The following is an 18,559-nucleotide window of genomic DNA, read 5'->3' on the forward strand; positions in this document are numbered from 1 at the left end:
TTTCTCTCCCTGATAACAATGAAAAGGGAGCCGTTTATGGCTCCCCGGTAAACCGTCCTGTCAAACTGATGGACGCAAACGAACGCGTAACCAACTGTATCCAATTACCGCCGAAGAGATAGAACCGACCAGGATACCGAGTTTCGCCCAGTTAATCAGTTCTGGATCTACGCTACCAAAGGCCAGGCTGGCAATAAAGATAGACATAGTAAAACCGATACCGCACAGGATCCCCACCGCCATAATTTGCTGATAAGTCGTTCCCTCAGGCAGATGCGCCAGTTTCAAACGCAGCGCCAACCAGCAGAACAGACTAATCCCCAGCGGTTTGCCAATCAGCAAGCCAGCGATGATCCCCAATGGCAGAATGGAGGTCAAGCCATCCAGCGTGACGCCTTGCAGAGAAACGCCAGCATTAGCGAATGCAAACAGCGGCAAAATCAGATACGCCACCCACGGGTGCAACACATGCTCCAGTCGCTTCGCTGGAGAACGCCCATGCTTCTCTTTCAAAGGAATAAAGAAGCCGACAATTACCCCCGCCAGAGTTGCGTGAACCCCCGATTTCAACACCGCAGTCCACAACACTACGCCAACCAGAATATAGACGCCCGTGCGGCGTACACCACACAGATTCAATACCGCGAGTACCGCAATTGCTACAGCCGCGACGCCAAGAGAGGCCATCGATAAGTCATTAGTGTAGAACAATGCGATGATAATGATGGCCCCAAGATCGTCGATAATAGCCAGAGCCATCAAAAAGATCTTCAGCGCTAACGGAACACGACTTCCCAATAGCGCCAGCACACCAAGTGCAAAGGCAATGTCAGTAGCCGCCGGGATCGCCCACCCTTCGCGGGTAATCGGATCGGCATAGTTAAAAGCCAGATAGAGTAATGCCGGCACAATCATCCCACCAATAGCGGCGATAACTGGAAATGCGGCCTGGCGTAAGCTGGCTAGCGATCCTTGCATCAGTTCACGTTTAACTTCCAGACCGACTAACAGGAAAAATACCGCCATCAGCGCGTCATTTATCCATAACAGCATGTTTTTGTTGATTTCGAGTGAACCAACCCGGAGCTGAACCGGCGTCTCCAGAAAGTCGTGATACCATCCACTGGTTGCGCCGCTGTTGGCCATCATCATCGCCAGGATAGCGGCAATGATAAGAATAATGCCTCCCGAGGCATCACTGCTAAAGAATCGATGCAGATGTTTCACTTTTTATTTCTCTTTCAGGTGAATAGATCGTTTTTACTATTTTACCCCGCACGAATCATCGTTAAAATCAGATTATAGTGTAGGAATAATTCGTTTTTTACGAGCCATTGAAGAATTTGCGCCATCAGCGGTGAGATGCGTTTTTGACGGCTGTAAGCGCTGACGAGTAACCCTAAGCCCTGATAATCATAGCTTAAGGTGAGGATTTCTGAGGGATTAATTAGGAAAAGTAATAATTAATTTGTTGTCAGTCGGCGATGTTTGTTAGGCCAATATTTCAAAAATAATCCAGCTTGTCGTCAATAATTGCGATGAAGAGATAAATTAAAGTTAAATAATTAAATCATTAAAAAATTACGCCATCAAAATGCGAGGCGTCTTCAGGATTAGAATCGATAAAACAGAATGAGTTAAAGAGAGCGATATAATAGCGGCGGGTGCTTGAGGCTATCTGTCTCAGGCATTAGCTGAACGGCAGATAGAGAAAAGCCCCGAGTGATATTTTACTATCAACCCGAGGCCCCCTATATGCAGAACACATGTAGAGTGCCTCTTACTGACCGTAAGGTCAAGGAGAAGAGAGCAATGAAGCAGCATAAGGCGATGATTGTCGCCCTGATCGTCATCTGTATCACCGCCGTAGTGGCGGCGCTGGTAACGAGAAAAGACCTCTGTGAGGTTCACATCCGAACTGGCCAGACGGAGGTTGCTGTTTTCACGGCTTACGAATCCGAGTAAGAGCAACGGCGGGGAGTGATCCCATAAGCGCTAACTTAAGGGTTGTGGTATTACGCCTGATATGATTTAACGTGCCGATGAATTACTCTCACGATAACTGGTCAGCAATTCTGGCCCATATTGGTAAGCCCGAAGAACTGGATACTTCGGCACGTAATGCCGGGGCTCTAACCCGCCGCCGCGAAATTCGTGATGCTGCAACTCTGCTACGTCTGGGGCTGGCTTACGGCCCCGGGGGGATGTCATTACGTGAAGTCACTGCATGGGCTCAGCTCCATGACGTTGCAACATTATCTGACGTGGCTCTCCTGAAGCGGCTGCGGAATGCCGCCGACTGGTTTGGCATACTTGCCGCACAAACACTTGCTGTACGCGCCGCAGTTACGGGTTGTACAAGCGGAAAGAGATTGCGTCTTGTCGATGGAACAGCAATCAGTGCGCCCGGGGGCGGCAGCGCTGAATGGCGACTACATATGGGATATGATCCTCATACCTGTCAGTTCACTGATTTTGAGCTAACCGACAGCAGAGACGCTGAACGGCTGGACCGATTTGCGCAAACGGCAGACGAGATACGCATTGCTGACCGGGGATTCGGTTCGCGTCCCGAATGTATCCGCTCACTTGCTTTTGGAGAAGCTGATTATATCGTCCGGGTTCACTGGCGAGGATTGCGCTGGTTAACTGCAGAAGGAATGCGCTTTGACATGATGGGTTTTCTGCGCGGGCTGGATTGCGGTAAGAACGGTGAAACCACTGTAATGATAGGCAATTCAGGTAATAAAAAAGCCGGAGCTCCCTTTCCGGCACGTCTCATTGCCGTATCACTTCCTCCCGAAAAAGCATTAATCAGTAAAACCCGACTGCTCAGCGAGAATCGTCGAAAAGGACGAGTAGTTCAGGCGGAAACGCTGGAAGCAGCGGGCCATGTGCTATTGCTAACATCATTACCGGAAGATGAATATTCAGCAGAGCAAGTGGCTGATTGTTACCGTCTGCGATGGCAAATTGAACTGGCTTTTAAGCGGCTCAAAAGTTTGCTGCACCTGGATGCTTTGCGTGCAAAGGAACCTGAACTCGCGAAAGCGTGGATATTTGCTAATCTACTCGCCGCATTTTTAATTGACGACATAATCCAGCCATCGCTGGATTTCCCCCCCAGAAGTGCCGGATCCGAAAAGAAGAACTAACTCGTTGTGGAGAATAACAAAAATGGTCATCTGGAGCTTATAGGTGGCCATTCGTGGGACAGTATCCCTGACAGCCTACAAAACGCAATTGAAGAACGCGAGGCATCGTCTTAACGAGGCACCGAGGCGTCGCATTCTTCAGATGGTTCAACCCTTAAGTTAGCGCTTATGGGAGTGATCCCCGCCACTTTTCAGGTGCTCGCATATCTTCAACGCACCCTGGTTTTACCCAGGCCTGCCCACGGGCAGGCTTTTGGGGAGGTTAGCGGGTCAGGTCGTCAAAAAACTTCTTCACACCATCAAAGAAGCTCTTTGAGCGCGGGCTGTTGTGCTCGCCGGTTGGGCCACCGAAGCTTTCTTGCAGCTCTTGCAGCAGCTGTTTCTGCTTCTCGTTCAGGCCTACCGGTGTTTCGACGACAACGCGGCACAGCAAATCACCCTGTGCGCCACCGCGGACAGACTTGACGCCTTTACCGCGCATACGGAAAAGCTTACCGGTCTGGGTTTCGCCAGGCACTTTCAGTTTGACGCGACCATCAAGGGTCGGTACTTCGATTTCGCCACCCAGCGCCGCCATAGCGAAGTTGATCGGGACTTCGCAATAGAGGTTGTTGCCTTCACGCTCGAAAATCGGGTGCTGTTTAACCTGAACCTGAACGTACAGATCGCCTGCCGGTGCGCCATGCTCGCCCGCTTCACCTTCGCCCGCAAGACGGATGCGGTCTCCAGTGTCCACCCCTGCCGGGATTTTAACGGACAGCGTTTTGCTGCGCTCAACACGACCATGACCATGACATTTGTTGCACGGATCTTTGATCAGCGTACCGCGGCCCTGACAGTGTGGACAGGTCTGCTGCACGGCAAAGAATCCCTGACGCATCTGCACCTGACCAGAACCATGACAGGTCGGACAGGTCTGCGGCTGTGTACCTGGTTTTGCACCGCTACCGTGGCAAACGTCACACTCTTCCAGAGTCGGAATGCGGATCTCTTTGGTCACGCCACGTACAGCTTCTTCGAGGGTGAGCTCCATGTTATAGCGTAAATCAGCACCGCGCGCCGCACGTTGACGACCACGTCCGCCGCCAAAAATATCGCCGAAAACGTCACCAAAAATATCGCTGAAGTCTGCGCCGCCGCCAAAACCGCCGCCGCCCATACCACCTTGCTCAAACGCAGCATGACCATACTGATCGTATGCCGCACGTTTTTGCGAGTCGGTCAGAACTTCATAAGCTTCCTTGATCTCTTTAAATTTCGCCTCGGCCTCTTTGTCACCCTGGTTACGGTCCGGGTGGTATTTCATGGCCAGGCGTTTGTAGGCCTTTTTGATTTCATGCTCTTCCGCTGTTTTGGAAACGCCTAAAATCTCGTAATAATCTTGCTTAGCCATCTTTTTTAAATTGCCCCTAGATGAATGCACGGGCGGAGAGGAAATTCCCCTTCGCCCGTGTCAGTATAATTACCCGTTTATAGGGCGATTATTTTTTGTCTTTGACTTCTTCAAATTCAGCGTCGACAACATCGTCATCTTTCGCGTTGTTTGCAGAAGCATCAGCACCGGCAGTCTGCTGCTGGGCATGTTGCTGCTGGGCGATTTCCATCAGTTTCTGGGAAACCTGTGCCAGCTCCTGCATTTTCGCTTCGATAGCGGCTTTGTCTTCACCTTTCAGAGCAGTTTCCAGTGCAGTCAGTGCAGACTCGATAGCAGTTTTGTCGTCAGCCGGCAGTTTGTCGCCTGCTTCTTCAACCTGCTTACGGGTGCTGTGCAGCAGATGGTCGCCCTGGTTGCGAGTCTGTACCAGCTCTTCAAACTTACGGTCAGCTTCGGCGTTAGCTTCTGCGTCGCGTACCATTTTCTGGATTTCATCTTCGTTCAGACCAGAAGAAGCCTTGATGGTGATCTTCTGCTCTTTACCGCTGTTTTTATCTTTCGCGGAAACGTGCAGGATACCGTCAGCATCGATATCGAAGGTAACTTCGATCTGCGGCATGCCGCGCGGTGCCGGGTTGATACCATCCAGGTTGAACTGACCCAGAGATTTGTTATCAGCCGCACGTTTACGTTCACCCTGCAGCACATGGATGGTTACCGCAGACTGGTTGTCTTCAGCGGTAGAGAACACCTGGCTGTGCTTGGTCGGGATAGTGGTGTTTTTCGCGATCAGCGTCGTCATCACACCGCCCATGGTTTCGATACCCAGAGACAGCGGGGTAACGTCCAGCAGCAGTACGTCTTTCACGTCACCAGTCAGAACACCACCCTGAACAGCAGCACCGATTGCTACAGCTTCGTCCGGGTTAACGTCTTTACGCGGCTCTTTACCAAAGAACTCAGCAACTTTCTTCTGAACCATTGGCATACGAGTCTGACCACCAACGAGGATAACGTCGTCGATATCAGATACGGACAGGCCAGCGTCCTGCAGTGCAACTTTCAGCGGCTCAATGGAACGGTTTACCAGATCTTCAACCAGGCTTTCCAGTTTCGCACGAGTCACTTTGATGTTCATGTGTTTCGGACCGGTCGCATCTGCAGTGATGTACGGCAGGTTAACGTCGGTCTGCTGAGCGGAAGACAGTTCGATTTTCGCTTTTTCTGCCGCTTCTTTCAGGCGCTGCATTGCCAGCGGATCGTTGCGCAGGTCAATGCCCTGATCTTTCTTGAATTCTTCAACCAGGTAGTTGATCAGACGGCTGTCGAAGTCTTCACCACCCAGGTGGGTATCACCGTTGGTTGCCAGAACTTCGAAGGTTTTTTCGCCGTCAACTTCGTCGATTTCGATAATAGAAATATCGAAAGTACCACCACCCAGGTCATAAACCGCGATAGTACGGTTGCCAGTACCTTTGTCCAGACCGTAAGCCAGCGCAGCTGCGGTCGGTTCGTTGATGATACGTTTTACTTCCAGACCAGCGATACGGCCTGCGTCTTTGGTTGCCTGACGCTGAGCATCGTTAAAGTATGCCGGTACGGTGATAACAGCTTCAGTTACCGGTTCACCCAAGTAATCTTCAGCGGTTTTCTTCATTTTTTTCAGCACTTCAGCAGAAATCTGCGGCGGTGCCATTTTCTGGCCTTTAACTTCGACCCATGCGTCGCCGTTATCAGCAGCAATAATTTTGAACGGCATGATGGAAACATCACGCTGTACTTCTTCGTCCTGGAAGCGGCGGCCAATCAGGCGTTTAATCGCAAACAGGGTGTTTTGCGGGTTCGTCACTGCCTGACGTTTAGCCGGCTGACCAACCAGAGTTTCACCATCCTGGGTATAGGCAATAATAGAAGGCGTGGTGCGATCGCCTTCGGCGTTCTCCAGCACGCGAGGAGTGGTGCCATCCATAATCGCTACACAAGAGTTGGTAGTACCCAGGTCGATACCAATTATTTTACCCATCTAAACGTCTCCACTATATATTCGGTCATCATGTGGTTGTGAGTCTGTAATAGGGGCGAAACGTCTGGTTTCAACTGCCCAATTTCATTTTTTTGCAGACTCACTCACTGCGGTTGACTACTAAATGGGGTCGTAACCCACGTCATCAAGGGGGAGATGCAAAAATTTTTTGTGCTTTTGCGCAGAAATTTCGCGATATGGCAGGACAAGACGTAAAATTGACAGCAATTTTATTCAGATAAAGAATGAATCGCAGCCAAGGCATTCATCAAAAAATTGTAATAAAAAGAAAAGATTACGTACCTGAACCTTCTCTTTATCAGCAGTAAACTAGTGGGTATTCATCCCTCTACCTCTTCCCACTAAGAGAATCCTTATGAAATCCGTTTTTACGATTTCCGCCAGCCTGGCGATTAGCCTGATGCTGTGCTGCACGGCGCAGGCAAACGACCATAAACTCCTCGGCGTCATTGCAATGCCGCGTAACGAAACCAACGATCTGGCGCTGAAACTTCCTGTTTGTCGCATTGTGAAACGCATACAACTCTCTGCCGACCATGGCGATTTACAGTTAAGCGGTGCATCGGTTTATTTCAAAGCCGCCCGTAGCGCCAGTCAGAGTCTGAATATTCCTTCAGAAATAAAAGAAGGGCAAACCACTGACTGGATCAACATTAACAGTGATAACGACAATAAACGCTGCGTCTCAAAAATCACCTTTTCCGGTCATACGGTGAACTCATCGGATATGGCCACGCTGAAAATTATCGGCGACGACTAACGCCAGAATATAGAAACCACAAAAAATGAATGTTAATTACCTGAATGATTCAGATCTGGATTTTCTTCAGCATTGTAGTGAGGAACAGTTGGCAAATTTCGCCCGATTGCTCACCCATAATGAAAAAGGCAAAACTCGCCTCTCCAGCGTACTGATGCGCAACGAACTGTTTAAATCGATGGAAGGGCATCCCGAGCAACATCGCCGCAACTGGCAGCTGATTGCTGGAGAATTACAGCATTTTGGTGGCGATAGTATCGCCAACAAACTGCGCGGACACGGTAAATTGTATCGGGCCATTTTGCTCGATGTTTCAAAACGATTGAAGCTGAAAGCCGACAAAGAGATGTCTACGTTTGAGATTGAGCAACAGTTACTGGAACAATTTCTGCGTAACACCTGGAAGAATATGGACGAGGAACATAAGCAGGAGTTTCTGCACGCGGTCGATGCCAGGGTGAATGAGCTGGAAGAGCTGCTGCCGCTGCTGATGAAAGACAAATTATTGGCAAAAGGCGTGTCGCATTTGCTTTCCAGCCAATTGACCCGCATTTTACGCACCCACGCAGCAATGAGCGTGCTTGGGCATGGTTTGCTGCGCGGCGCGGGTCTGGGAGGCCCTGTGGGCGCAGCATTAAATGGGGTTAAAGCGGTCAGCGGCAGTGCCTATCGCGTGACAATTCCAGCCGTACTGCAAATCGCCTGCCTGCGCCGGATGGTTAGCGCCACTCAGGTCTGACACCGTAAACCGGGGAAAATTTTCATTTTCCCCTCAAAAGATCGTAGACACTGCCCCACTGGCTGATTATTATGCCGCGCCCTGAAAACACTACAGTTATTCAGGGAAATTATTTCACCATTCATTCGATGATGATTTTTGAGGAATTATGGGCAACACTAAGTTGGCTAATCCGGCACCGCTGGGCCTGATGGGCTTCGGCATGACCACCATTCTGCTTAACCTGCACAACGTGGGTTATTTCGCTCTGGACGGTATTATTCTTGCCATGGGCATTTTCTACGGCGGCATCGCGCAAATTTTTGCTGGTCTGCTGGAGTACAAAAAAGGCAACACTTTCGGTTTAACCGCATTCACCTCTTACGGTTCTTTCTGGCTGACGCTGGTTGCGATTCTGCTGATGCCGAAACTGGGTCTGACCGATGCGCCAAATGCACAGTTCCTTGGTGTCTACCTGGGTCTGTGGGGCGTATTTACGCTGTTTATGTTCTTCGGCACGCTGAAAGGCGCACGCGTTCTGCAATTCGTTTTCTTTAGCCTGACCGTGCTATTTGCCCTGCTGGCGATCGGTAACATTGCCGGTAACGCCGCAATCATCCACTTTGCCGGCTGGATTGGTCTGATCTGCGGTACCAGCGCAATCTATCTGGCGATGGGTGAAGTACTGAACGAGCAGTTTGGTCGCACCGTTCTGCCGATTGGTGAATCCCACTAATTGTTTTGAGATCCCCCCGCTCGGGGGGATTTTTTTATTCGCTAACGTCGCGTCTTGCACTCTTCGGTCTGAATGCAGCAACCACTTCTGGTGCCGTTTCAACGTATGGCCCTTCCAGCAACTGAATGCAGTACGGTACGCTGGCAAAAATACCGTGTACCACAACGTTACCCTCAGCGTCCTTCACACCTTCCAGCGTCTCTTTAATAGACTTCGGCTGACCGGGTAAGTTAAGGATCAGCGCCTGTTTGCGAATCACGCCCACCTGACGCGAAAGGATCGCAGTTGGTACAAAATGCAGGCTGATCTGGCGCATCTGTTCACCAAAGCCAGGCATCTCGCGGTCCGCTACTGCCAGCGTCGCATCGGGCGTTACGTCACGACGCGCCGGGCCAGTTCCGCCCGTGGTGAGCACCAGATGGCAACTCATTTCATCCACCAGCTCACACAACGTTTGCTCGATGATCGCCTGCTCATCGGGGATTAAGCGGGTTTCCAGTTCAAACGGCGTGGTGAGCGCCGATGTCAGCCATTCTTCCAGTGCAGGGATACCTTTATCCTGATAAACGCCGCTGGATGCGCGATCAGAGATGGAAACTAAGCCAATACGTAAAGTATTCATCAAGATTTTTCCGTTTAAACAGTCTCGTTAAACAGAATGATACACTGCGAAGGGAGTGACAGACAGGCTTCAGAAGAGGTAGCGTGACCGACTTCCCGGTCACGCTAAGAATGATTACAGCAGATCGCCGATCATTTTTTCCAGTTTTTCCTGGTCAATAGCAAACTTACGGATACCTTCCGCCAGTTTATCTACTGCCATTGGATCCTGGTTGTGCTGCCACAGGAACTCGGACTCAGTGATACGCGCCGGACGCGCTTTCACTTCGCCGGTGTAAGACAGTTTACGTTCGATAGCCCCTTCGCTCTCCGCCAGCTCTTTCAGCAGTGCCGGTGCGATGGTCAGACGGTCGCAGCCTGCCAGTTCCAGAATTTCGCCGATGTTACGGAAGCTTGCGCCCATAACCACGGTTTCATAACCGTGCTCTTTGTAGTACTGGTAGATTTCAGATACAGAAACCACGCCCGGATCTTCTGCCGGAGCGTACTCTTTCTTATCGGTATTCGCTTTGTACCAGTCAAGAATACGGCCAACAAACGGCGAGATCAGGAACACGCCCGCTTCCGCACAAGCACGAGCCTGAGCGAAGGAGAACAGCAGGGTCAGGTTACAGTTGATGCCTTCTTTTTCCAGCTGTTCTGCAGCACGGATACCCTGCCAGGTAGAAGCCAGTTTGATCAGAATACGATCGTTGCTAATACCAGCATCGTTGTAGAGTTTGATCAGGCGTTTTGCTTTCGCAATTGACGCTTCGGTGTCATAGGAAAGACGCGCATCAACTTCAGTTGAGATACGGCCCGGAACCAGTTTCAGGATTTCCAGACCAATATTTACTGCCAGTTTGTCGGTCGCGTCCACGATCTGCTGCGCGCGATCGTTGCTCTGCTGTTTCGCCCAGGCGACAGCATCATCAATCAACTTACGGTATTCCGGAATCTGCGCTGCGTTAAGAATGAGAGAAGGGTTGGTTGTGGCATCCTGCGGTTGATACAGCTTCATTGCCGCGATGTCCCCAGTGTCGGCCACTACGGTGGTGTACTGACGAAGGGAGGTCAATTTGTCCGTCATGATAGTATTTCTCTTTAAACAGCTTGTTAGGGGGATGTAACCGGTCTGCCCTGATGATATCACGACGCAACGTCAGCGCAACCGCCGACAAGACGGTTATCGCCAGGCGAGACTGTTTCGGATTTCTGACACTGCGTTGATATCGCCCGCCATTTTTATACAAAACCTCATGTATGCTACGCAGAAGTTATCAAGTACCTCGTAGCGTATATACTTCTTAAACAATTGGTAACGTTTACACAGGAAAGTCATCGCGACCGGCAATAAGAGGGATATGCATGCCAGATTTTTTCTCCTTTATTAACAGCGTCCTTTGGGGATCGGTAATGATTTACCTGCTCTTCGGCGCAGGTTGTTGGTTCACTTTTCGCACCGGATTTGTGCAGTTTCGCTACATCCGCCAGTTTGGCAAAAGTCTTAAAAATAGCATTCATCCACAGCCAGGCGGTTTAACCTCATTTCAGTCATTGTGTACCAGTCTTGCGGCGCGCGTGGGTAGCGGCAACCTGGCCGGCGTTGCGCTGGCAATTACCGCCGGTGGACCTGGAGCCGTCTTCTGGATGTGGGTTGCCGCGTTTATCGGCATGGCGACCTCGTTTGCCGAATGTTCCCTCGCACAGCTTTATAAAGAACGTGATGCCAATGGGCAGTTTCGTGGCGGACCGGCATGGTATATGGCGCGCGGGCTGGGGATGCGCTGGATGGGCGTTCTGTTCGCCGTCTTTTTGCTCATCGCCTACGGCATAATTTTCAGCGGAATTCAGGCGAACGCCGTTGCGCGAGCCCTGAGTTTTTCTTTTGATTTTCCCCCGCTGGTGACAGGTATTATTCTCGCTGTCTTTGCTCTGCTGGCGATCACTCGCGGTCTTCATGGCGTCGCCCGGCTCATGCAGGGGTTTGTCCCGTTGATGGCGATAATCTGGGTACTGACCAGCCTGGTGATTTGCGTAATGAATATCGGGCAACTTCCCCACGTCATTTGGTCTATTTTTGAGAGTGCTTTTGGCTGGCAGGAAGCGGCAGGCGGCGCGGCGGGATATACCTTAAGCCAGGCGATTACTAACGGTTTTCAGCGCAGTATGTTTTCCAATGAGGCGGGAATGGGGTCAACGCCAAACGCGGCAGCGGCAGCGGCGTCCTGGCCTCCGCATCCGGCAGCGCAAGGGATTGTCCAGATGATTGGCATTTTTATCGACACCCTGGTCATCTGTACGGCAAGCGCCATGCTGATATTACTGGCGGGTAACGGCACAACCTACATGCCGCTGGAAGGTATTCAGCTTATCCAGAAGGCGATGCGGGTGCTAATGGGTTCCTGGGGTGCTGAGTTTGTTACCCTCGTGGTTATTCTGTTTGCCTTCAGCTCCATCGTTGCCAACTACATTTACGCCGAAAACAATCTCTTCTTTTTACGCCTGAACAACCCTAAAGCGATCTGGTGTTTGCGGATCTGCACCTTCGCAACGGTCATCGGCGGCACCTTGCTAAGTCTTCCGCTGATGTGGCAACTGGCAGATATCATAATGGCCTGCATGGCTATTACCAATTTGACCGCCATTTTACTGCTCTCGCCTGTGGTTCATACCATTGCCAGTGATTATCTACGCCAGCGTAAACTCGGCGTGCGCCCGGTGTTTGATCCGTTGCGTTATCCGGATATCGGTCGCCAGCTTTCTCGGGACGCGTGGGATGATGTTTCGCAGGAGTAATCACAACTATCGATCAACTCATTCTCTTTTTTTGCTAAAGTCGGCATAAATTTCCTGCAAGGACTGGATATGCTGATTCTTATTTCACCTGCGAAAACGCTTGATTACCAAAGCCCGTTGACCACCACGCGCTATACGCTGCCGGAGCTGTTAGACAATTCCCAGCAGTTGATCCATGAAGCGCGGAAACTGACGCCTCCGCAGATTAGCACGCTGATGTGCATCAGCGACAAACTGGCGGGTATCAACGCCGCTCGCTTTCATGACTGGCAGCCAGATTTCACGCCGGAGAATGCCCGCCAGGCGATTCTGGCGTTTAAAGGTGATGTCTACACCGGCTTGCAGGCCGAAACCTTCAGCGAAGACGATTTCGATTTTGCCCAACAGCATTTGCGAATGCTTTCCGGCTTGTATGGCGTACTGCGCCCGCTCGATTTAATGCAGCCTTATCGTCTGGAAATGGGGATCCGTCTTGAGAATGCCCGAGGGAAAGATCTGTATCAATTCTGGGGAGATATCATCACCAACAAGCTGAACGAGGCGCTCGCAGCACAAGGCGATAATGTGGTGATTAATCTGGCGTCAGATGAGTATTTTAAATCGGTGAAGCCGAAGAAATTGAATGCCGAGATTATCAAGCCGGTGTTCCTCGATGAGAAGAACGGCAAATTTAAGATAATCAGCTTCTACGCTAAGAAAGCACGCGGTCTGATGAGTCGTTTTATTATTGAAAATCGGCTGACCAAACCAGAGCAACTGACTGGTTTTAATAGCGAAGGTTACTTCTTTGATGAAGCTTCCTCCAGCAATGGCGAACTGGTGTTTAAACGCTACGAGCAGCGTTAAGTTTGCAGTCAATGCCGGATGCGGCGTGAACGCCTTATCCGGCCTACAAAAGCATGCAGATTCAATATATTGCAGAATTCACGTAGGCCTGATAAGACGCGCCAGCGTCGCATCAGGCGCTGAATGCCGGATTGTTACCCGGCATTTGTCATTTAGCGGTGATGTTTGCCTGGACCATGACCGCCGTGATGATCATGAGGAGCTTTCTTATGGTGGCGCGGCGGTGGCGGCGGTCCGTGTGGGTGCCAGCGATTGCCTCGCCATTCATAATGTTGTTTCCACCAGCCGTGGTCGCGCCAGTGACCTCCATCCCAGTAATAGCCACGATTATCACGATCTCCTATCTGTAATTTTACTGACGGGACTAACGTAATTTCCGCAGCCTGTGCTGCCATGGGAGCGACCAGAACCAGGGAAAGTGCGAGTACGATAGATTGCATCTTTTTCACAGGTTACTCCTTTTATCATTGCCCGTTATGGGTCGATATCCGGAGATTACGCGATGAGAACGACGGTTGTTATTCTCCGCAATCCTAATCTCTAAGTTACCGCATTTATTGAGAATTTCTCCTTTTTCCCTGTCGTTTTTCTCCATAATTTCTTCATAAAAAAGCCGGCTGCATAAAAGCAAACCCGGCCTGATTGAGATAATGAATAGATTTTACTGATGATTCATCATCAATTTACGCAACGCAGCAAAATCGGCGGGCAGATTATGTGAAAGCAAGGGTAAATCAGCACGTTCTGCCAGCTCTTTTGGCAGATCCAACGTTTCACCGAGAATCGCTTCCACGCTCTCTTTAAATTTCGCCGGATGCGCGGTGCCGAGGAACAAGCCATATTCGCCTGGATTCAACTGGTCACGCAGCGCACGATAAGCTACGGCAGCGTGCGGCTCCGAGGTGTAGCCCAGTTCTTTTAACTCACGCATTGTCTGTTGCGTGGTTTCATCATCCACGGCTGCATAACCCAGCTCTTTCAGTTGCCAGATTTTGCGGCGGAACAACTCTTCCACACGCGGCCAGTTGTTTGGCTGACTCACGTCCATCGCGTTGGATAACGTCGCCTGAGTCGCTTTGGGTGACCACTGACCGTCGTGCAGGAAACGTGGCACGGTATCGTTCACGTTGGTCGCAGCAATAAAACGTTTCACCGGCAGACCGAGTGACTTCGCCAGCAGACCCGCCGTCAAATCGCCGAAGTTTCCGCTTGGTACCGAGACAACCAGCTGGTTGCGCGCCTCCTGCGGCAGCTGCGCAACAGCTTCAAAGTAGTAGCAAATCTGCGCCAGCAAACGGCTGATGTTAATCGAGTTAGCTGAGTTTAACCCCAGCGCCACTTTCAGTTCTTCATCATCAAACGCCTGCTTCACCAGCGCCTGACAGGCATCGAAATCGCCGTCGATGGCAACAGTTTCGATATTGCCGCCCAACGTACAGAACAGTTTTTCTTGCAGTGGACTGATTTTGCCTCGTGGATAGAGGATAACCACTTTCACATTCGGCAAACCGTAGAAAGCATGAGCCACTGCCGCTCCGGTATCACCGGAGGTCGCGGTCAGAATGGTCACTGGCTTATCGCCCGCAATATGGGTCAGCATTTGTGCCATAAAGCGACCGCCGAAATCTTTAAATGCCAGCGTTGGCCCGTGGAACAATTCCAGACAACCGACATCGCTTTCAACATTGGCGACCGGAGCCGGGAAGGCAAACGCCGCGCGCACGCGCTCTTCCAGGATTTCCTGCGGGATTTCATCACCAATAAACGCCGAGAGGATCTTCGCACTGCGGGTGACAAAATCCAGCTTCAGCATCTCATCAATTTCAGTCAGGCTGAATTCCGGCAGGTCATGCGGAAAAAACAGCCCCTGATTTTTGCCCAACCCCTGGGTTACGGCTTGCGCAAAGCTGACCTGCTCGTTGTGATCTTTCAGATTGTAGAGTTTCATTTAGTTTTCCAGTACTCGTGCGCCCGCCGTATCCAGCCGGCAAATATGAACAAAACCTTCCTGATTTTGCAGGTAGTTCTTACCCAACCAGTCGGCAACGCGCTGGGCGGTATCCGGCTTGTCACATAGAGCGAACAAGGTCGGGCCGGAGCCGGAGATACCGCTCGCTACCGCGCCGATTTCCGCGACCGCCTGCCGCGCCTGCCGGAAGCCAGGCAGTAACCGTTCACGGTAGGGTTCAGCGATAACATCTTTCATCAGCTTCGCGGCAAGCTCAGGCTGACGGGAATAGCAGGCGTGAATGAAGCCTGCCAGATGTCGCCCGTGCGCAATGCAATCCTGGCGGCGATACTGCGCCGGTAAAATAGCCCGGGCTTCTGCCGTCGAGACTTTAATCCCCGGATACGCCAGCACCCACAGCCACTCATCAAACCCAGGCACTTGCTGGCTGATGATGTCGTTTTCTTCGATCATCAACTGCATACCACCAAGAAAACACGGTGCCACGTTGTCGTAATGAATGCTGCCGGAGATACGTCCTTCCAGCTCGCCCATCAAAGCCAGCAAACGAGTGTCATTAAGCGGCTTGCCGCAGTGTTCATTCATCGCCATCAGCGCCGCGACCACCGAACAGGCGCTGGAGCCTAAGCCCGAACCGATCGGCATATTCTTTTCCAGAGTCATCGCCACTGGAATTTGCTTGCCAAGCTCCTGGCAAAAACGCTCCCAGCACTGATAAACGATATTTTCCCGTGGTTCTGACGGCAGCTTATCGGCAAAGCGTCCGAGGTTGTTGAGACTGAATGTCTCTGCCGCCTCAACCGTGACTACATCTCCGAGCAATGCACCATCAACGGGTGTCACCGCCGCCCCGAGCACATCAAACCCGACGCTCATATTGGCACTGGAAGCCGGGGCATAAACTTTAACCATGTCAGACTCCTAACTTCCATGAGAGGGTACGTAGCAGATCGGCAAAGACACCGGCAGCGGTAACGTCATTGCCCGCACCATATCCGCGCAGCACCAACGGCAGCGGCTGATAATAATGGCTATAGAAGGCCAGGGCGTTTTCGCCATTTTTCACTTTGAACAGCGGATCATTACCATCCACTTCGGCAATCTTCACGCGGCAGACGCCATCTTCATCAATATTGCCAACATAGCGCAAAACTTTTCCTTCATCACGGGCCTTCGCCACGCGCTCGGCAAAGCGATCGTCGAGCTGTGACAGATTCGCCATAAAAGCGGCAACATCACCCTCGGCGTTAAACTCTGCGGGCAGCACAGGTTCAATTTCAATATCCGCCAGCTCCAGTTCACGTCCCGTTTCACGGGCGAGAATCAATAGCTTACGCGCCACATCCATACCAGAAAGATCATCTCGCGGGTCCGGTTCGGTATAACCCATTTCCCGTGCCAGCGTGGTCGCCTCGGAGAAACTCATGCCTTCGTCTAACTTGCCGAAGATATAAGAAAGCGATCCTGAAAGAATGCCGGAGAACTTCATCAATTCATCACCAGCATTGAGCAGATTTTGCAGGTTTTCAATAACCGGTAATCCAGCCCCAACGTTGGTGTCATAGAGGAATTTACGCCGCGATTTTTCCGCCGCATGACGCAACAGATGGTAGTAATCCATCGACGAGGTGTTGGCCTTTTTGTTCGGCGTGACAACGTGGAAACCTTCGCGCAAGAAGTCGGCATATTGATCCGCCACTGCCTGGCTGGAGGTGCAGTCAACAATGACCGGGTTCAGCAGATGATATTCTTTCACGAGGCGAATTAAGCGCCCGAGATTAAACGGCTCTTTGGCTTGCGCCAGTTCTTCCTGCCAGTTTTCCAGATTTAGGCCATGCACATTGGTGAGCAGTGCCTTCGAGTTGGCAACACCGCAGACACGTAAGTCGATATGTTTATTCTTCAGCCAGCTTTGTTGACGCTTCAGTTGCTCCAGCAGCGCACCGCCAACGCCACCGACGCCAATCACAAACACTTCGATAACCTGATCGGTATTGAACAGCATCTGATGAGTAACGCGCACGCCAGTGGTCGCATCATCGTTATTTACCACGACAGAGATTGAGCGTTCAGAAGATCCCTGAGCAATGGCGACAATGTTGATATTGGCGCGGGCCAGCGCGGCAAAGAATTTCGCCGAGATCCCACGCAAGGTACGCATACCATCACCTACCACCGAGATAATGGCCAGCCGTTCCGTCACCGCCAGCGGCTCCAGTAAGCCTTCTTTCAGTTCCAGGTAGAACTCTTCCTGCATTGCCCGTTCAGCTCGCACACAGTCGCTTTGTGGAACGCAGAAACTGATACTGTATTCGGAAGATGATTGCGTAATCAGCACCACGGAAATACGGGCGCGTGACATCGCTGCAAAGACGCGCGCCGCCATGCCAACCATCCCTTTCATCCCCGGGCCGGAAACGCTGAACATTGCCATGTTATTCAGATTGGAAATGCCCTTGACCGGTAATTCGTCTTCATCACGGCTGGCACCAATGAGCGTACCTGGTGCTTGAGGATTTCCGGTATTTTTAATCAGGCAAGGGATCTGGAACTGGGCGATGGGGGTAATTGTGCGGGGGTGAAGAACTTTAGCGCCGAAGTAGGAAAGCTCCATCGCTTCCTGGTAGGACATCGACTTCAACAACCTCGCATCGGGCACCTGACGCGGGTCGCAGGTATAGACCCCGTCAACGTCCGTCCAAATCTCGCAACAATCGGCGCGTAAACAGGCAGCCAGCACCGCCGCGGAGTAGTCGGAACCGTTACGTCCAAGCACCACCAGTTCGCCTTTTTCATTACCGGCGGTGAAACCTGCCATCAGCACCATGTGATCAGCCGGAATACGACTTGCCGCAATACGGCGGGTGGACTCAGCAATATCGACGGTAGATTCGAGGTAATGCCCCACTGCCAGCAGTTTTTCGACCGGATCGATAACGGTAACGTTGTGACCGCGCGCTTCTAATACGCCGGCCATAATGGCGATCGACATTTTCTCGCCACGGCAAATCAGCGCAGCGTTGATGCTATCCGGGCACTGCCCCAACAAACTAATGCCATGCAGGACATGTTTTATTTGGGCAAATTCCTGATCGACGAAAGTTTTCAATTGCGCCAGCGGGAACCCCGGCTGGGCGGCGGCGAGTCCCGTCAAAAGTTCGGCAAAAATACGTTCGGCATCGCTGATATTGGGTAAAGCATCCTGGCCGCTAATGGTTTTTTCAATCATCGCCACCAGGTGGTTGGTGATTTTGGCGGGGGCAGAGAGGACGGTGGCCACCTGCCCCTGCCTGGCATTGCTTTCCAGAATATCGGCAACACGCAGAAAACGTTCTGCATTTGCCACTGATGTACCGCCGAACTTCAACACTCGCATGGTTGTTACCTCGTTACCTTTGGTCGAAAAAAAAGCCCGCACTGTCAGGTGCGGGCTTTTTTCTGTGTTTCCTGTACGCGTCAGCCCGCACCGTTACCTGTGGTAATGGTGATGGTGGTGGTAATGGTGGTGCTAATGCGTTTCATGGATGTTGTGTACTCTGTAATTTTTATCTGTCTGT

At 51.4% G+C, this 18,559-nt stretch carries 17 protein-coding genes and 1 other annotated feature; of the genes, 7 read left to right on the top strand and 10 right to left on the bottom strand.

The genetic code is table 11. The features are described 5' to 3' along the window. Positions 1–60 precede the first annotated feature (60 nt). A complete protein-coding gene (nhaA, locus tag AB4H76_RS19575) occupies positions 61–1,227 on the bottom strand; it encodes a Na+/H+ antiporter NhaA (RefSeq protein ID WP_000681368.1) in 1,167 nt (388 codons plus the stop codon). A 585-nt stretch (positions 1,228–1,812) separates the two neighbouring features. Here nhaA and mokC point away from each other — a divergent pair. Then, a complete protein-coding gene (gene mokC / locus AB4H76_RS19580; RefSeq protein WP_000809168.1) occupies positions 1,813–1,965 on the top strand; it encodes a type I toxin-antitoxin system toxin MokC in 153 nt (50 codons plus the stop codon). A 77-nt stretch (positions 1,966–2,042) separates the two neighbouring features. Beyond that, complete coding sequence (locus AB4H76_RS19585) at positions 2,043–3,155, top strand: IS4-like element IS421 family transposase (RefSeq protein WP_001300563.1); 1,113 nt, start codon at positions 2,043–2,045, stop codon at positions 3,153–3,155. 262 nt (positions 3,156–3,417) lie between these two features. On the opposite strand, the gene dnaJ is transcribed toward AB4H76_RS19585, so the two are convergent. Next, positions 3,418–4,548, bottom strand: a complete 1,131-nt coding sequence (gene dnaJ / locus AB4H76_RS19590; RefSeq protein ID WP_001118446.1) for a molecular chaperone DnaJ — start codon at positions 4,546–4,548, stop codon at positions 3,418–3,420. Between the two features lie 88 nt (positions 4,549–4,636). Continuing rightward, positions 4,637–6,553: a molecular chaperone DnaK gene (gene dnaK, locus AB4H76_RS19595; protein ID WP_000516135.1), complete on the bottom strand. Its 1,917-nt coding sequence runs from the start codon at positions 6,551–6,553 to the stop codon at positions 4,637–4,639. Between the two features lie 376 nt (positions 6,554–6,929). Between dnaK and AB4H76_RS19600 the strand changes: the two genes are divergently transcribed. From AB4H76_RS19600 to satP, 3 genes are all read left to right on the top strand, one after another. Continuing rightward, positions 6,930–7,334, top strand: coding sequence for a DUF2541 family protein (locus AB4H76_RS19600; RefSeq protein ID WP_000843568.1), 405 nt, complete (start codon positions 6,930–6,932; stop codon positions 7,332–7,334). 25 nt (positions 7,335–7,359) lie between these two features. Beyond that, positions 7,360–8,073, top strand: a complete 714-nt coding sequence (gene msyB / locus AB4H76_RS19605) for an acidic protein MsyB (RefSeq protein ID WP_001102383.1) — start codon at positions 7,360–7,362, stop codon at positions 8,071–8,073. 148 nt (positions 8,074–8,221) lie between these two features. Further along, the gene (gene satP / locus AB4H76_RS19610) at positions 8,222–8,788 is read left to right on the top strand and encodes an acetate uptake transporter (RefSeq protein ID WP_000528539.1); all 567 of its coding nucleotides are present in this window, start codon (positions 8,222–8,224) and stop codon (positions 8,786–8,788) included. Between the two features lie 34 nt (positions 8,789–8,822). Here satP and mog read toward each other — a convergent pair whose 3' ends face one another. Continuing rightward, positions 8,823–9,410 carry a molybdopterin adenylyltransferase gene (mog, locus tag AB4H76_RS19615; RefSeq protein ID WP_001295414.1) on the bottom strand — a complete coding sequence of 196 codons (588 nt, stop codon included), beginning with the start codon at positions 9,408–9,410 and terminating at the stop codon, positions 8,823–8,825. Between the two features lie 114 nt (positions 9,411–9,524). Beyond that, complete coding sequence (tal, locus tag AB4H76_RS19620) at positions 9,525–10,478, bottom strand: transaldolase (RefSeq protein ID WP_000130185.1); 954 nt, start codon at positions 10,476–10,478, stop codon at positions 9,525–9,527. A gap of 278 nt (positions 10,479–10,756) precedes the next feature. Here tal and AB4H76_RS19625 point away from each other — a divergent pair, with 278 nt between their 5' ends. Further along, on the top strand, positions 10,757–12,187 hold the full coding sequence (locus AB4H76_RS19625; protein ID WP_032239383.1) for an alanine/glycine:cation symporter family protein: 1,431 nt from the start codon (positions 10,757–10,759) through the stop codon (positions 12,185–12,187). A 69-nt stretch (positions 12,188–12,256) separates the two neighbouring features. Beyond that, complete coding sequence (gene yaaA / locus AB4H76_RS19630; protein ID WP_077492776.1) at positions 12,257–13,033, top strand: peroxide stress protein YaaA; 777 nt, start codon at positions 12,257–12,259, stop codon at positions 13,031–13,033. Positions 13,034–13,185: 152 nt separating this feature from the next. On the opposite strand, the gene AB4H76_RS19635 is transcribed toward yaaA, so the two are convergent. The 5 genes from AB4H76_RS19635 to thrL all read right to left on the bottom strand — a co-directional run bounded on the left by AB4H76_RS19635 (position 13,186) and on the right by thrL (position 18,524). Beyond that, the gene (locus AB4H76_RS19635; protein WP_000738723.1) at positions 13,186–13,482 is read right to left on the bottom strand and encodes a DUF2502 domain-containing protein; all 297 of its coding nucleotides are present in this window, start codon (positions 13,480–13,482) and stop codon (positions 13,186–13,188) included. Positions 13,483–13,694: 212 nt separating this feature from the next. Beyond that, a complete protein-coding gene (gene thrC / locus AB4H76_RS19640) occupies positions 13,695–14,981 on the bottom strand; it encodes a threonine synthase (protein WP_000781063.1) in 1,287 nt (428 codons plus the stop codon). Beyond that, the gene (gene thrB / locus AB4H76_RS19645; protein WP_000241660.1) at positions 14,982–15,914 is read right to left on the bottom strand and encodes a homoserine kinase; all 933 of its coding nucleotides are present in this window, start codon (positions 15,912–15,914) and stop codon (positions 14,982–14,984) included. It lies immediately after the preceding gene. Position 15,915: 1 nt separating this feature from the next. After that, entirely contained in the window at positions 15,916–18,378 is a 2,463-nt protein-coding gene (gene thrA, locus AB4H76_RS19650; protein WP_001264700.1) for a bifunctional aspartate kinase/homoserine dehydrogenase I, read from the bottom strand. A 25-nt stretch (positions 18,379–18,403) separates the two neighbouring features. Beyond that, positions 18,404–18,523, bottom strand: a sequence feature (Thr leader region). Next, entirely contained in the window at positions 18,459–18,524 is a 66-nt protein-coding gene (gene thrL / locus AB4H76_RS19655) for a thr operon leader peptide (RefSeq protein ID WP_001386572.1), read from the bottom strand. (Overlaps the previous feature by 65 nt.) Positions 18,525–18,559: the final 35 nt, after the last annotated feature.

Origin of the sequence: Escherichia sp. UTM R2 (assembly GCF_048593455.1) — a bacterium.
Classification (GTDB): Bacteria; Pseudomonadota; Gammaproteobacteria; order Enterobacterales; family Enterobacteriaceae; genus Escherichia; species Escherichia coli.

Coding starts and splice junctions, on each gene's coding strand:
- mokC (WP_000809168.1), top strand. CDS start 1,813: ATGAAGCAGCATAAGGCGATGATTGTCGCCCTGATCGTCATCTGTATC.
- AB4H76_RS19585 (WP_001300563.1), top strand. CDS start 2,043: ATGAATTACTCTCACGATAACTGGTCAGCAATTCTGGCCCATATTGGT.
- dnaJ (WP_001118446.1), bottom strand. CDS start 4,548: ATGGCTAAGCAAGATTATTACGAGATTTTAGGCGTTTCCAAAACAGCG.
- dnaK (WP_000516135.1), bottom strand. CDS start 6,553: ATGGGTAAAATAATTGGTATCGACCTGGGTACTACCAACTCTTGTGTA.
- AB4H76_RS19600 (WP_000843568.1), top strand. CDS start 6,930: ATGAAATCCGTTTTTACGATTTCCGCCAGCCTGGCGATTAGCCTGATG.
- msyB (WP_001102383.1), top strand. CDS start 7,360: ATGAATGTTAATTACCTGAATGATTCAGATCTGGATTTTCTTCAGCAT.
- satP (WP_000528539.1), top strand. CDS start 8,222: ATGGGCAACACTAAGTTGGCTAATCCGGCACCGCTGGGCCTGATGGGC.
- mog (WP_001295414.1), bottom strand. CDS start 9,410: ATGAATACTTTACGTATTGGCTTAGTTTCCATCTCTGATCGCGCATCC.
- tal (WP_000130185.1), bottom strand. CDS start 10,478: ATGACGGACAAATTGACCTCCCTTCGTCAGTACACCACCGTAGTGGCC.
- AB4H76_RS19625 (WP_032239383.1), top strand. CDS start 10,757: ATGCCAGATTTTTTCTCCTTTATTAACAGCGTCCTTTGGGGATCGGTA.
- yaaA (WP_077492776.1), top strand. CDS start 12,257: ATGCTGATTCTTATTTCACCTGCGAAAACGCTTGATTACCAAAGCCCG.
- thrC (WP_000781063.1), bottom strand. CDS start 14,981: ATGAAACTCTACAATCTGAAAGATCACAACGAGCAGGTCAGCTTTGCG.
- thrB (WP_000241660.1), bottom strand. CDS start 15,914: ATGGTTAAAGTTTATGCCCCGGCTTCCAGTGCCAATATGAGCGTCGGG.
- thrA (WP_001264700.1), bottom strand. CDS start 18,378: ATGCGAGTGTTGAAGTTCGGCGGTACATCAGTGGCAAATGCAGAACGT.